Origin of the sequence: Methylobacter sp. BlB1 (assembly GCF_015476545.1) — a bacterium.
Taxonomy (GTDB): Bacteria; Pseudomonadota; Gammaproteobacteria; order Methylococcales; family Methylomonadaceae; genus Methylobacter.
On the sequence record NZ_JADMKV010000057.1, the window covers coordinates 17,083 to 29,194 of the forward strand.

Genomic DNA, 12,112 nt, shown 5'->3' on the forward strand with positions numbered 1-12,112 from the left:
TGAACTGCAATTATTTAGAGTAAAGTTCCACAACTAACTGTTCATTTATATCACTTCCCAAATCTACACGATCAGGCAATGAATTAAACGTGCCAGACATAGTTTTTGAATTAACTTCAACCCATGAAGGAAAACCATATTGCTCAGATACAGTTAATGCATCAATGATTCTTTGCTGTTTTTTTGCTTTTTCTCTGATTGACAGTACATCGCCTGGACTTACTTGGTAAGAAGGGACATTAATCAGAACACCATTGACCAGAATTGATTTATGACAAACTAATTGGCGAGCTTCCGCTCTAGTAGACGCAAAGCCCATACGATATACAACATTATCAAGCCTTGACTCAAGAAGATTCAATAGGTTCTCACCTGTCGCACCTTTCTTCATATCAGCAGATTTATAATAGTTGCGGAATTGTTTTTCTAAAATTCCATAGATTCTGCGTAAACGCTGTTTTGCTCGCAACTGCAGAGCATAATCAGAACTTCTTGTACGTTTAGTACCATGTTGACCAGGCCGCTGATCCAACTTGCATTTATTTTCTAAGGACTTTCCTCTGCTTTTCAAAAACAGATCCGTACCTTCTCTTCTACTTAATTTACAGGTAGGTCCAAGATATCTTGCCATAATAAACTACTCCAGATTCTTATACGCGGCGCTTCTTAGGTGGACGACAGCCATTATGTGGGATTGGCGTCACATCTACAATGTTATTTATTTTAAATCCCAGATTATTCAGTGAACGAACCGCTGATTCACGTCCAGGACCAGGACCCTTAATCATAACATCAAGGTTTTTCATACCAAATTCCTGTGCTACAGAGCCAGCTTTTTCAGCTGCAACCTGCGCTGCAAATGGAGTACTTTTCCTTGAACCCCGGAATCCAGACCCACCTGAAGTTGCCCAAGACAGCGCATTTCCCTTTCTGTCGGTGATAGTTATGATTGTGTTATTGAAAGAAGCATGAACATGCGCAATGCCATCTGCCACTTCTTTTTTTATACGTTTTCTAGAACGATTTGGACTAGCCATTATTTAGAACCTCTAAAAGGAATATCTTATTTTTTAATAGGTTTACGCGGACCTTTCCGAGTACGAGCATTCGTTCTCGTTCTCTGCCCTCTTAAAGGCAAACCTCTTCGATGTCTTATTCCGCGATAGCAACCTAGATCCATCAAACGCTTGATATTCATAGAAACTTCACGACGCAGATCACCTTCCACTGTCATCTTTGAAACCACATTACGAATAGCTTCTAATTGCTCTTCAGTCAGTTCTTTAATTTTTATGGAAGGCGTTATACCTACCTCAACGCAAATTTCACTTGCAGTTTGACGACCAATACCATAAATAGAAGTTAAAGCGATTACCGCGTGTTTATGATCTGGTACATTTATCCCGGCAATACGTGCCATCTAGATACTCCCCTGAGTATTATTCTAAAGTTAAGCGCCGAATTATAGCATTACAGCAATTATAGCGCAACAAATTTTAGCCTTGGCGCTGCTTGTGTCTACCATCTACACAGATAACCCTGACAACACCATTTCTTTTTACCACTTTACATTTTCTACAAATTGTTTTTACAGAAGCTCTAACCTTCACCATTAACTCCGAAGTTATTTATCACATTAAAATCATTTTCTTAAATTGGCTTTTCTCATCAAACCTTCATATTGCTGAGACATAATATGCGTTTGCATTTGTGAAATGAAATCCATTACAACCACAACAATAATTAATAGAGAAGTACCACCGAAATAGAACGGCACATTCCAATACACTATCAAGAACTCTGGCAATAAGCATACTAATGTAATATAAAAAGCACCGATCAAAGTCAATCGAGTCATAACTTTATCGATATAAGAACTGGTCTGCAAACCTGGTCTTATACCTGGCAGAAAAGCTCCAGATTTTTTTAAGTTCTCAGCAGTTTCTTTTGAATTAAATACTAATGCAGTGTAGAAAAAACAGAAGAAGACAATAGCTGCCGCATATAGCATGACGTAAACAGGCTGACCAGGTGATAACATAGTCGCAATATCTTGAAGCCAAGTAAACCCATCAGTATTACCAAACCATCCTGCTACAGTAGCCGGAAATAAGATTATACTTGAAGCGAAAATAGGCGGTATAACACCGGCCATATTAAGCTTCAATGGCAAAAAGCTACTTTGCCCGCCATACATTTTGCGCCCTTGTTGTCTTTTTGGATAATTGATGAGGATTCTTCTCTGCCCTCTTTCAACGAAAACAACAAGCGCCGTTACTGAAAGTGACAGCAAAAACAATAGAATAATAAAACCGGCATTCATTTCACCAGTCCTTGCTAATTCCAATGTTCCACCAATTGCCTTGGGCAAACCTGACACAATACCTGCAAAAATGATAAGAGAAATACCATTACCAATTCCACGCTCAGTTACCTGCTCGCCTAACCACATCAAGAATATAGTACCGGTAACCAATGTAACTGTAGTGATTACAATAAAACCAAGACCAGGATTTAAAACAACCGAGAGCCCTCCGGCAGATTGGTTTTGCAACGCTAGCGATATACCTATTGCCTGGAATGTTGCTAAAACAACAGTACCATATCGGGTGTATTGCGAAATTTTGCGCCTGCCGGACTCGCCTTCTTTCTTTATCTGCTCCATAGCAGGTATAACAACAGTCATCAATTGCATAATAATTGATGCCGAAATATAAGGCATAATACCAAGAGCAAAAAGGCTAAGGCGCATCAATGCACCACCAGAGAACATGTTAAACATATCCAAAATCGATCCACTTTGCTGCTCAAACATAACAGCAAGAGCCTTTGGATCTATCCCTGGGACAGGAATATGCGCCCCGACTCTGTAAACAAAAAAAGCTCCCAAAACAAACAGAAGTCTTGCCTTCAGTTCTGAGAAACCACCAACTTTGCTAGCCATTTGAGCTCTTGAAGTACTCACCTTAAACCTCTACTTTGCCGCCAGCAGCTTCAATAGATTCCTTAGCGCCACCAGTTACTTTGAGACCTTTAACTGTAACCGCTTTATTTACTTCGCCTGATTTAATTATCTTTGCCGTTTTCGTGAAGACAGGCACGACATTTTCTTCAATCAATAATTTCAAATCAATAACATCGGCGCTCAGTGAATTTAATTCACTTAACCGCACCTCTGCTGAGAATTTATTAATTCTGGAAGTAAATCCGATCTTTGGCAAACGGCGCTGGAGCGGCATCTGTCCGCCTTCGAACCCTACCTTATGGAAACCGCCACTTCGAGCTTTTTGTCCCTTATGGCCTCTTCCGCATGTTTTACCGAGTGTACATCCAATTCCACGTCCCACTCTTTTTGATTTTTTTCGTGATCCTTCGCTTGCCTGGATGGTATTTAAAAACATTATACTTCCTCGACTTTTAACATGTATGATATTTTATTTATCATACCCCGGTTTTCTGCTGTATTAAGCACCTCAACCGTTTGATTAATTTTGCGCAAACCCAAGCCTTTTAAACAAGCTTGATGACGTGGTAATCGCCCATGTTTGCTTTTTATCATCGTCACACTTAACTTTGTACCAGCCATCGCTACTACCCAATAATCTGTTCAACTGATAAGCCACGCTTTGCAGCTATTTGGTTGGCATTATGCATTCCTGTAAGCCCATCGATAGTCGCTCTGACCACGTTAATAGGATTACTGGTGCCGATACATTTTGCTAATACATTATGCACACCAACAACTTCAAATACAGCTCTCATGGCACCACCAGCAATAATACCAGTACCTTCAGAGGCTGGCTGCATATAAACTTTTGCAGCTCCAGTTGAAGACATAATAGGGTATTGCAAGGTATCGCCTTTTAATGAAACCTTACGCATATTTTTACGTGCTTGTTCAAGAGATTTTTGTATTGCTATAGGTACCTCGCGCGCTTTACTGACGCCGTAACCTACACGTCCCTCACCATCACCGACAACTGTTAAAGCAGTGAAGCCAAAAACTCTACCGCCTTTTACCACTTTTGCAACGCGTCTTACAGAAACCAGTTTTTCTTGTAATCCGTCTGTACTACCTTGAGAAGGTGCTGTAGCCATTCTATACCCCTAAAATTTCAATCCGGCTTCACGTGCAGCATCAGCTAATGCTTTCACACGACCATGGTATTTAAATCCTGAACGATCAAAAGCAACTTCTGTGATTCCAGCAGCAATAGCTTTCTGTGCAATATATTTACCTACTTGAGTTGCAGCTTCTATATTCCCTGTATTCTTTAGAGCCGATCTAATTTCTGACTGAGTAGTTGAAGCGCTAGCCAATGTAGTTGTACCATCACCACTTATAACTTGAGCATATATATGCTGCGAAGTTTTATGTATGGACAAACGGGTTGCATTTAATTTCTTAATCCTGCTGCGCAATTTTACTGCGCGCTTTAAACGAGACTGTTTCTTTTCCATCACGCTACCTTACTTCTTCTTAGCTTCTTTTCTTACAACATTCTCTTCAGCATATCTGATACCTTTGCCTTTATATGGCTCGGGCGGACGATAAGCTCTGATTTTTGCTGCTACCTGACCAACTTGCTGTTTATCGCTTCCTTTGATCACTATATCAGTTTGGCTTGGCGTTTCGACAGTAATGCCTTCAGGCACTTCAAAATCTATTGGATGAGAGAAACCAAGCGCAAGGTTAAGAATATTTCCTTTCGCTTGCGCTCTATAACCTACTCCAATCAACGTCAGTTTCTTTTCGAAACCAGCAGATACGCCTGCGACCATGTTGCTTACGATTGCTCTTGCAGTCCCGGCCTGAGCAGTAGCTAATTTATTATCTTTGTCCCATTGCATTTGAATTACATTATCTGCAATATCCATGCTTATTGCTGGGTTAAAATCGTATGATAACTGACCTTTACTTCCTTTCACGGTCATATTATTACCATCTAGTTTTACATCTACACCGCTAGGAATAGTAACTGGAGCTTTAGCAATTCTTGACATAAACTGGCCTACAATTAACAAACAGTGCAAATAACTTCGCCGCCATGTCCAATCGCACGAGCCGCTCTATCTGTCATAACACCACTCGATGTTGAAACAATAGCAATACCTAACCCGCCAAGAACTTTCGGCAATTCGTCTTTAGATTTATAAATGCGTAAACCAGGTTTACTAATTCTTTTTAAACTTTCAATTACCGGCGCACCTTTGTAATATTTCAACTCGATAGTCATTTCTGTATGACTGCCGTTTGTTTCAGTGCTGAAGTCTGTAATATAACCTTCTTCTTTCAATACTTTTGCAATTGATACTTTCAGTTTTGACGAAGGTTGTTTGATGGTTTTCTTGCCAGCAGATTGCCCATTTCTAATACGGGTCAACATATCTGCTATTGGGTCTGTCATACTCATTTTCTATTTCTCCAAACTTGACTAACAGATATTACCAACTCGCCTTCACAACACCGGGCACGTCACCCCGCATAGTTGCTTCTCTCAGCTTGTTCCGGCTAAGACCGAATTTACGGTAATATCCATGAGGACGACCAGTTAAATTACAACGGTTTCTTACTCTCGTTGCACTGGAATCCCGTGGTAATTTTTGAAGTTGAAAATGAGCAGACTCTTTATCTTCAAATGATGCATTTGGATCTCTGATAATCTCTTTCAAAGATTTGCGTTTTGCATCATATTTATCTACTAATTTCTTACGCTTGACTTCGCGCGCAATCATTGACTTTTTTGCCATACTGAAATCGCCCTTTAGTTCTTGAATGGAAAGTTAAAAAGCTTTAACAAAGCCAAACCCTCTTCATTAGTTTGGGCTGTTGTTGTGATAGTAATATCCATACCACGTAAAGCGTCTATTTTGTCATAATCAATTTCAGGAAAAATGATCTGTTCTTTAACGCCCATTGAATAATTACCACGCCCATCAAAGCTTTTAGGGCTTAATCCTCGAAAATCACGAATTCTAGGAATAGAAATAGTGATTAATCGATCCAAAAATTCATACATCCTATCGCTACGCAAAGTTACTTTACAACCGATAGGCATATCATCACGAATTTTGAAACCTGCAATTGATTTTCTTGCTAAAGTAACAACCGGTTTTTGACCGGAAATCTTTTCCATATCGCTAACAGCAGATTGCAGGATTTTTTTATCTGCGACAGCTCCACCGACGCCCATATTGAGCGTTATCTTTGTAATACGAGGAACTTGCATTACAGATTTATAGCCGAACTGCTCCATTAATGCAGGCAGAATTCTTTCTTTATATTCGGTTTCTAGTCTAGCCATGATTTATCTACACCTTATGCATCAACAACTTTGCTTGTTGACTTAAAATATCTGACTTTTTTTCCATCTTCTAGAAACTTAAAGCCAATACGATCTGCTTTTTTAGTTTCAGGATTATATAGCCCCACATTAGAAATATGGATCGGCATATCTTTGACTATAATTCCACCTGAGATACCTGCATTTGGATTAGGTCTCTGATTTTTTTTGACCTGATTGATTCCTTCAACCAAAACTTTATTGTCTTTTAAAACCTTCAAAACTCTACCGCTCTTACCTTTATCCTTACCAGTGCGAACGATAACTTCATCACCTTGTTTAATTTTTTGCATTTTTAACCCTACCTTACAATACTTCAGGAGCAAGCGAGATAATTTTCATGAATTTCTCACCTCTTAGCTCACGTGTTACAGGGCCAAAAATACGCGTACCAAGTGGTTGTAGATTGTTATTCAGAATAACTGCCGCGTTTCCATCGAACCTAATTACAGATCCATCTGGGCGACGCACACCCTTACGGGTTCTAACGACTAAAGCATTATAAACTTCGCCTTTTTTTACTCTTCCACGAGGAATAGCATCTTTAATACTGACTTTGATAATATCTCCAATGCCAGCATAGCGTCTATGCGAACCCCCTAATACTTTGATACACATGACCCTTTTTGCGCCACTGTTGTCGGCGACGTCAAGGTTAGTTTGCATCTGAATCATGATTTATTCCCAATTATCTGAATATTTAATAGCTTATGTACTATTTGTTAGCACTCTCTAAGACTTCAACCAATTTAAAAGTTTTATTCTTAGACATAGGCCTGCATGATGTAATTGAAACTACATCACCTTCTTGACAAATATTTTGTTCGTCGTGAGCCATCATTTTAGTTGACCGTTTAACATATTTACCATAAACAGGATGCTTAACGATTCGCTCAACTAAAACTGTAATTGTTTTATCCATTTTGTTACTAACAACCCGGCCAGTGATTGTCCGCAACTTGGTTTCATTTCCGCTCATATTTATGCGCTCGCCATTTCATTTAATATAGTTTGAATACGTGCCACATCGCGTCTAACCTTTTTTACTTGATCAGGCTTTGACAATTGCCCTGTTCCTTTTTGCATTCTAAGATTAAATTGTTCACGCGACAAATCGAGCAACATAGCCCCTAACTCGTCTTTTGATTTTTGGCGTAGTTCACTTGCTTTCATTACATTATCGTCCGAACAGTAAAAGTTGTTTTTAAAGGTAACTTAGCTGCCGCTAAAGCAAAAGCTTCCCGAGCCAATTCTTCAGAGACACCTTGTATCTCATACAACATTGTTCCCGGTCTGACTTGAGCAACCCAATATTCTACACTACCTTTACCTTTTCCCATACGAACTTCTAAAGGTTTTTTAGTAATTGGCTTATCAGGGAAAATTCTGATCCAGATTTTACCGCCACGTTTTACGTGTCTTGTAATCGTTCTCCGAGCCGCTTCGATTTGCCGGGCGGTAAGTCTACCACGACTGATAGACTTTAGGCCATATTCGCCAAAACTTACTGAAGATCCACGTACGGCAGTACCGTTATTTCTGCCTTTAAATTGTTTACGGAATTTTGTTCTTTTAGGTTGAAGCATTTCTCTATCCCTTCAACTATTTCTTAGATTCTGAGTTAATAGACGCTAGATGCGCATCCATATCGAATACTTCACCTTTGAATATCCAGACCTTAATCCCGATTATCCCATAGGTTGTATTTGCTTCCGCGGTAGCATAATCAATGTCTGCTCTTAAAGTATGCAGAGGCACTCGCCCTTCTCTATACCATTCGCTTCTTGCGATTTCTGCACCATTTAAACGACCGCCAACATTAATCTTTATTCCTTCAGCACCTAAACGCATTGTATTGGTTACAGCGCGTTTCATTGCTCTACGGTACATGATGCGCTTTTCTAATTGCTGAGCAATACTTTCCGCCACTAATTGCGCGTCTAATTCAGGTTTTCTAATTTCTTCAACATTGAGCTGGACAGGAATACCAATCATTTTAGATATTTCTTGTCTTAGAACATCAATGTCCTCACCTTTTTTACCAATTACAATACCTGGACGAGCAGTATGAACAGTAATGTGAGCATTGTTTGCAGGGCGATTAATCTGAATTTTGCTTACAGACGCATGAGCCAATTTTTTCTTAATATAGTCACGAACTGTTAGATCCTGATGCAGGAATACTGAATAATCCTGGCTATTTGCATACCATCTAGAATTCCAATCTTTAACAATACCAAGGCGAATGCCTGTTGGATGTACTTTTTGACCCATTTTTGCCTCTACTCGTTTTCTGCGACTTTAATCGTAATATGGCAAGTTCTTTTGAGGATATGATTTGCACGTCCTTTAGCTCTTGCCTTAAATCTTTTCATTGTCGCCCCTTCATTTACATAAACGGTAGACACTCTTAACTCATCAATATCTGCACTCTCATTATGTTCTGCATTTGCTATAGCAGACTCGAGAACCTTTCTGACAATCGCCGCACCTTTTTTTGAACTGAACTTTAACGTATTCAGTGCTTTTTCAACTGGCATGCCACGGATCTGATCACCTACTAGCCGAGCTTTTTGCGCAGATAAAGGCGCATTACTTAATTTTGCTGAAATTTCCATCATAACCTACCTTGATTTCTTATCAGCCACATGGCCTTTATAAGTACGAGTTGGTGCAAATTCACCTAATTTATGCCCAACCATATTCTCAGTAACGAGAACTGGAATATGCAGACGCCCATTATGAACAGCAATAGTTAAGCCCAGCATATCTGGAATAATCATTGATCTTCTTGACCATGTTTTAATCGGTTTCCGATTATTGCTGCTTACAGCATCTTCAACTTTTTTAAGTAGATGATGATCAATAAAAGGACCTTTTTTAATTGAACGTGGCACGCTAATTCCTCTCTATTTCTGCTTACGACGTCTGACAATCATATTGTCAGTACGTTTGTTTTTTCTCGTTTTATATCCCTTGGTTGGCATGCCCCAAGGCGATACTGGATGTCTACCACCAGAGGTACGACCTTCACCACCACCATGTGGATGGTCTACTGGGTTCATGGCAACACCACGAACAGTAGGGCGAACTCCTCGCCATCTGGCAGCGCCTGCTTTTCCCAATGAAGCTAAATTGTGTTCAGAGTTAGACACTTCACCAATTACGGCCCGACAATCAGCCATAACTTTACGCATTTCGCCTGAACGCATTCTAATTGTTGCATGAATACCGTCTCTAGCTACCAATTGCGCTGACGTTCCGGCACTTCTGGCTACTTGAGCACCTTTACCAGGTTTTAACTCTACACAATGAACTGTCGTACCCATTGGAATATTTCTCAAAGGCATGCAGTTGCCTGGTTTAACAGCAGCAGTTTCTGAAGAAAGAATTTCCTGCCCTACTTCAAGGCCTTTAGGAGCAATAATATATCTACGCTCGCCATCCTTAAACAAAACCAAAGCGATATTCGCCGTTCTGTTAGGATCATACTCTAGACGCTCGACAACAGCAGGAATATCCGTTTTATTCCTCTTAAAATCAATAATACGATAGTGTTGTTTATGACCACCACCTACATGACGTGTTGTTATACGCCCTTTGTTATTACGACCGCCACTTTTACTGTTTTTGCTCAGCAAAGGTGCAAATGGTTTGCCTTTATGCAATTCGTCATTCTTAATACGCACTACAAACCGTGAACCCGGTGACGTCGGTTTTGACTTTACAATCGCCATGCTTTCTACCGTTTCCTATTGATCTTCATTACTTTAATTAAATTAAGCAGCAGAGAAATCTATATCATGACCTGGCTTAAGCTTAACATAAGCTTTTTTCCAATCAGACCTCTGTCCTAATGTACGGCCAAATCTTTTTTGTTTGCCTTTAACGTTTAATACTTGAACTGAATCAACTTCAACATTAAACATAATTTCCACTGCATCTTTGACTTGTTTTTTGGTTGCAACTTTTTGCACCTTAAAAACAAATCTTTTATTTTTTTCAGCTGCAATAGTGCTTTTCTCAGATATTATCGGAGCTTGCAGCACACTTGCCAGTTGGTATTTATTTAAACTCATGCCAAACGTTCCTCTATTTGTTTCAACGCAGCCGGTGTAGCAATAACTTTATCAGCCGAAACTAGTAGAACGGGGCTCAAATTGATAGATTCGACCACTTCCACATAAGGAATATTTCTTGAAGCTAATGCCAGATTTGCATCTACACTATCGACCACAATCAGGATCCGTTTAGCATCAACATTTTTCAGTTTTTCAGCCAACTCTTTTGTTTTAGATGTCTTAGGCAATACATCATTGCTAACAACCAAACGATCTTGTCTTAACAATTCAGACAAAATTGACCGAATCCCAACTCTAAACATCTTCTTGTTGAGCTTCTGGTCATATGATCTAGGTCTTGCAGCAAAAGTAACCCCACCTGTTCGCCAAATAGGGCTGCGCATTGTACCAGATCTTGCACGACCTGTCCCTTTTTGTCGCCATGGTTTTGTGCCGCCACCGCTGACATCAGAACGCGTTTTCTGTGCTTTAGTACCGGCACGCGCTCCTGCCAAGTATCTAGTTACTAACTGATGAACCAATGTTTCATTAAAAGACTGGCCAAAAACCGCTTCAGTTACTTCAATTTTTCCGGCAGAGTCTTGTTCGTTTATAGCAGGTATTTGCAAACCCATAGCTTAACCTTTATTCCGCATTTTCATTGCAGGTGTAATAACTACATCACCGCCTTTAGCACCAGGCACAGCACCTTTTACTAAAATTAAATTTCTTTCTTTATCAATTGAATGAATGGTCAAATTTTGAACTGTAACTTTTTCAGCCCCCATATGACCTTCCATCTTCTTGCCTTTAAAAACACGACCAGGCGTTTGATTCTGACCTATAGAGCCCAACACTCTATGTGAGCGTGAGTTACCATGAGTAGCATCTTGCATACTAAAATTATGGCGCTTTACGCCACCAGCAAAACCTTTACCGATGCTTTTACCCTGAACATCAACCACTTGACCTTCAGAAAATATATCTAACGACAATTCGGAACCGGCAGATAAATCTTCACCTTCACCATCTTCGAGTCTAAATTCCCGAAGAGTTCGTCCAGCTGTCACATTAGCCGCCGCATAATGACCAGCCATTGCTTTATTGACTCTTGAAGACTTTTTATCACCCGCCGCCACTTGGATCGACCGATAACCATCTACCTCAATACTTTTGACCTGAGTGACTCTGTTTGAGTCAATCTGGATAACAGTAACAGGTACTGATGAACCATCTTCACAAAAAACTCTGGTCATACCACACTTACGACCTATAAGACCTATTGACATCTGCCAATTCCTCTACTTTTAATTCAACTTTATTTGAACGTCAACGCCAGCTGCTAGATCCAGCTTCATCAGTGCATCCACAGTTTTTTCAGTTGGCTCAACGATATCCAGTAATCTTTTATACGTTCTTAATTCATACTGGTCTCTCGCATCTTTATTTACATGCGGAGAGATCAAAATCGTGAAACGTTCTTTTTTAGTAGGCAAAGGAATAGGCCCCTTTACTTGGGCGCCTGTTCTCTTCGCAGTTTCTACTATCTCACCAGCCGATTGATCTATCAATTTATGATCAAATGATTTCAAACGGATTCTGATAGTTTGGTTAGACATATGTATTACTCGATAATTTGTGAAACAACGCCCGCACCGACGGTACGTCCGCCTTCGCGAATAGCAAAACGCAAACCTTCTTCCATAG

At 39.9% G+C, this 12,112-nt stretch carries 27 protein-coding genes; all 27 read right to left on the bottom strand.

Annotated features, from left to right (window positions below; genetic code table 11):
- Positions 1-10: 10 nt before the first annotated feature.
- Positions 11-631, bottom strand: coding sequence for a 30S ribosomal protein S4 (rpsD, locus tag IT781_RS17400; RefSeq protein WP_194971451.1), 621 nt, complete (start codon positions 629-631; stop codon positions 11-13).
- A 19-nt stretch (positions 632-650) separates the two neighbouring features.
- Positions 651-1,037, bottom strand: a complete 387-nt coding sequence (gene rpsK / locus IT781_RS17405) for a 30S ribosomal protein S11 (RefSeq protein WP_194971452.1) — start codon at positions 1,035-1,037, stop codon at positions 651-653.
- 26 nt (positions 1,038-1,063) lie between these two features.
- Complete coding sequence (gene rpsM, locus IT781_RS17410; RefSeq protein ID WP_027159786.1) at positions 1,064-1,420, bottom strand: 30S ribosomal protein S13; 357 nt, start codon at positions 1,418-1,420, stop codon at positions 1,064-1,066.
- Positions 1,421-1,496: 76 nt separating this feature from the next.
- Positions 1,497-1,610 carry a 50S ribosomal protein L36 gene (gene rpmJ, locus IT781_RS17415; protein WP_081679145.1) on the bottom strand — a complete coding sequence of 38 codons (114 nt, stop codon included), beginning with the start codon at positions 1,608-1,610 and terminating at the stop codon, positions 1,497-1,499.
- Positions 1,611-1,642: 32 nt separating this feature from the next.
- Positions 1,643-2,944 (bottom strand): preprotein translocase subunit SecY, encoded by a 1,302-nt coding sequence (gene secY, locus IT781_RS17420; RefSeq protein ID WP_194971453.1) that lies wholly within the window; start codon positions 2,942-2,944, stop codon positions 1,643-1,645.
- A gap of 22 nt (positions 2,945-2,966) precedes the next feature.
- Positions 2,967-3,401: a 50S ribosomal protein L15 gene (gene rplO / locus IT781_RS17425; protein ID WP_194971454.1), complete on the bottom strand. Its 435-nt coding sequence runs from the start codon at positions 3,399-3,401 to the stop codon at positions 2,967-2,969.
- Positions 3,401-3,586: a 50S ribosomal protein L30 gene (gene rpmD, locus IT781_RS17430; protein ID WP_194971455.1), complete on the bottom strand. Its 186-nt coding sequence runs from the start codon at positions 3,584-3,586 to the stop codon at positions 3,401-3,403. The genes rplO and rpmD overlap by 1 nt, the downstream gene beginning before the upstream one ends.
- Positions 3,587-3,591: 5 nt before the next feature.
- The gene (rpsE, locus tag IT781_RS17435; RefSeq protein WP_036243323.1) at positions 3,592-4,098 is read right to left on the bottom strand and encodes a 30S ribosomal protein S5; all 507 of its coding nucleotides are present in this window, start codon (positions 4,096-4,098) and stop codon (positions 3,592-3,594) included.
- 9 nt (positions 4,099-4,107) lie between these two features.
- Entirely contained in the window at positions 4,108-4,464 is a 357-nt protein-coding gene (gene rplR, locus IT781_RS17440; RefSeq protein WP_370527033.1) for a 50S ribosomal protein L18, read from the bottom strand.
- Between the two features lie 6 nt (positions 4,465-4,470).
- Positions 4,471-5,004 carry a 50S ribosomal protein L6 gene (rplF, locus tag IT781_RS17445; protein ID WP_194971457.1) on the bottom strand — a complete coding sequence of 178 codons (534 nt, stop codon included), beginning with the start codon at positions 5,002-5,004 and terminating at the stop codon, positions 4,471-4,473.
- Between the two features lie 14 nt (positions 5,005-5,018).
- Positions 5,019-5,414: a 30S ribosomal protein S8 gene (gene rpsH, locus IT781_RS17450; protein ID WP_194971458.1), complete on the bottom strand. Its 396-nt coding sequence runs from the start codon at positions 5,412-5,414 to the stop codon at positions 5,019-5,021.
- Between the two features lie 31 nt (positions 5,415-5,445).
- Positions 5,446-5,751, bottom strand: a complete 306-nt coding sequence (rpsN, locus tag IT781_RS17455) for a 30S ribosomal protein S14 (RefSeq protein ID WP_194971459.1) — start codon at positions 5,749-5,751, stop codon at positions 5,446-5,448.
- Positions 5,752-5,765: 14 nt separating this feature from the next.
- Positions 5,766-6,305: a 50S ribosomal protein L5 gene (rplE, locus tag IT781_RS17460; protein ID WP_194971460.1), complete on the bottom strand. Its 540-nt coding sequence runs from the start codon at positions 6,303-6,305 to the stop codon at positions 5,766-5,768.
- A gap of 14 nt (positions 6,306-6,319) precedes the next feature.
- Positions 6,320-6,637, bottom strand: coding sequence for a 50S ribosomal protein L24 (rplX, locus tag IT781_RS17465; RefSeq protein ID WP_194971461.1), 318 nt, complete (start codon positions 6,635-6,637; stop codon positions 6,320-6,322).
- A 13-nt stretch (positions 6,638-6,650) separates the two neighbouring features.
- The gene (rplN, locus tag IT781_RS17470) at positions 6,651-7,019 is read right to left on the bottom strand and encodes a 50S ribosomal protein L14 (protein ID WP_020159215.1); all 369 of its coding nucleotides are present in this window, start codon (positions 7,017-7,019) and stop codon (positions 6,651-6,653) included.
- A gap of 40 nt (positions 7,020-7,059) precedes the next feature.
- Complete coding sequence (rpsQ, locus tag IT781_RS17475; RefSeq protein ID WP_194971462.1) at positions 7,060-7,323, bottom strand: 30S ribosomal protein S17; 264 nt, start codon at positions 7,321-7,323, stop codon at positions 7,060-7,062.
- 2 nt (positions 7,324-7,325) lie between these two features.
- On the bottom strand, positions 7,326-7,517 hold the full coding sequence (gene rpmC / locus IT781_RS17480) for a 50S ribosomal protein L29 (protein ID WP_027159775.1): 192 nt from the start codon (positions 7,515-7,517) through the stop codon (positions 7,326-7,328).
- Positions 7,517-7,930, bottom strand: a complete 414-nt coding sequence (gene rplP / locus IT781_RS17485) for a 50S ribosomal protein L16 (RefSeq protein ID WP_194971463.1) — start codon at positions 7,928-7,930, stop codon at positions 7,517-7,519. Before rplP ends, rpmC begins: the two co-directional genes overlap by 1 nt.
- Positions 7,931-7,946: 16 nt before the next feature.
- Positions 7,947-8,618 (bottom strand): 30S ribosomal protein S3, encoded by a 672-nt coding sequence (gene rpsC / locus IT781_RS17490; RefSeq protein ID WP_194971464.1) that lies wholly within the window; start codon positions 8,616-8,618, stop codon positions 7,947-7,949.
- A gap of 8 nt (positions 8,619-8,626) precedes the next feature.
- Entirely contained in the window at positions 8,627-8,962 is a 336-nt protein-coding gene (gene rplV / locus IT781_RS17495; RefSeq protein WP_194971472.1) for a 50S ribosomal protein L22, read from the bottom strand.
- A 6-nt stretch (positions 8,963-8,968) separates the two neighbouring features.
- Complete coding sequence (rpsS, locus tag IT781_RS17500) at positions 8,969-9,241, bottom strand: 30S ribosomal protein S19 (RefSeq protein ID WP_194971465.1); 273 nt, start codon at positions 9,239-9,241, stop codon at positions 8,969-8,971.
- Between the two features lie 12 nt (positions 9,242-9,253).
- Complete coding sequence (gene rplB, locus IT781_RS17505) at positions 9,254-10,081, bottom strand: 50S ribosomal protein L2 (protein WP_194971466.1); 828 nt, start codon at positions 10,079-10,081, stop codon at positions 9,254-9,256.
- Between the two features lie 42 nt (positions 10,082-10,123).
- Positions 10,124-10,423, bottom strand: a complete 300-nt coding sequence (rplW, locus tag IT781_RS17510) for a 50S ribosomal protein L23 (RefSeq protein WP_194971467.1) — start codon at positions 10,421-10,423, stop codon at positions 10,124-10,126.
- Positions 10,420-11,040, bottom strand: a complete 621-nt coding sequence (gene rplD / locus IT781_RS17515; protein ID WP_194971468.1) for a 50S ribosomal protein L4 — start codon at positions 11,038-11,040, stop codon at positions 10,420-10,422. Before rplD ends, rplW begins: the two co-directional genes overlap by 4 nt.
- 3 nt (positions 11,041-11,043) lie before the next feature.
- On the bottom strand, positions 11,044-11,694 hold the full coding sequence (gene rplC / locus IT781_RS17520; RefSeq protein ID WP_194971469.1) for a 50S ribosomal protein L3: 651 nt from the start codon (positions 11,692-11,694) through the stop codon (positions 11,044-11,046).
- A gap of 18 nt (positions 11,695-11,712) precedes the next feature.
- On the bottom strand, positions 11,713-12,024 hold the full coding sequence (gene rpsJ / locus IT781_RS17525; protein ID WP_194971470.1) for a 30S ribosomal protein S10: 312 nt from the start codon (positions 12,022-12,024) through the stop codon (positions 11,713-11,715).
- Positions 12,025-12,029: 5 nt separating this feature from the next.
- Positions 12,030-12,112, bottom strand: an 83-nt coding sequence (locus tag IT781_RS17530; protein ID WP_228779247.1) for a hypothetical protein, incomplete at its 5' end; no start/stop codon positions are given.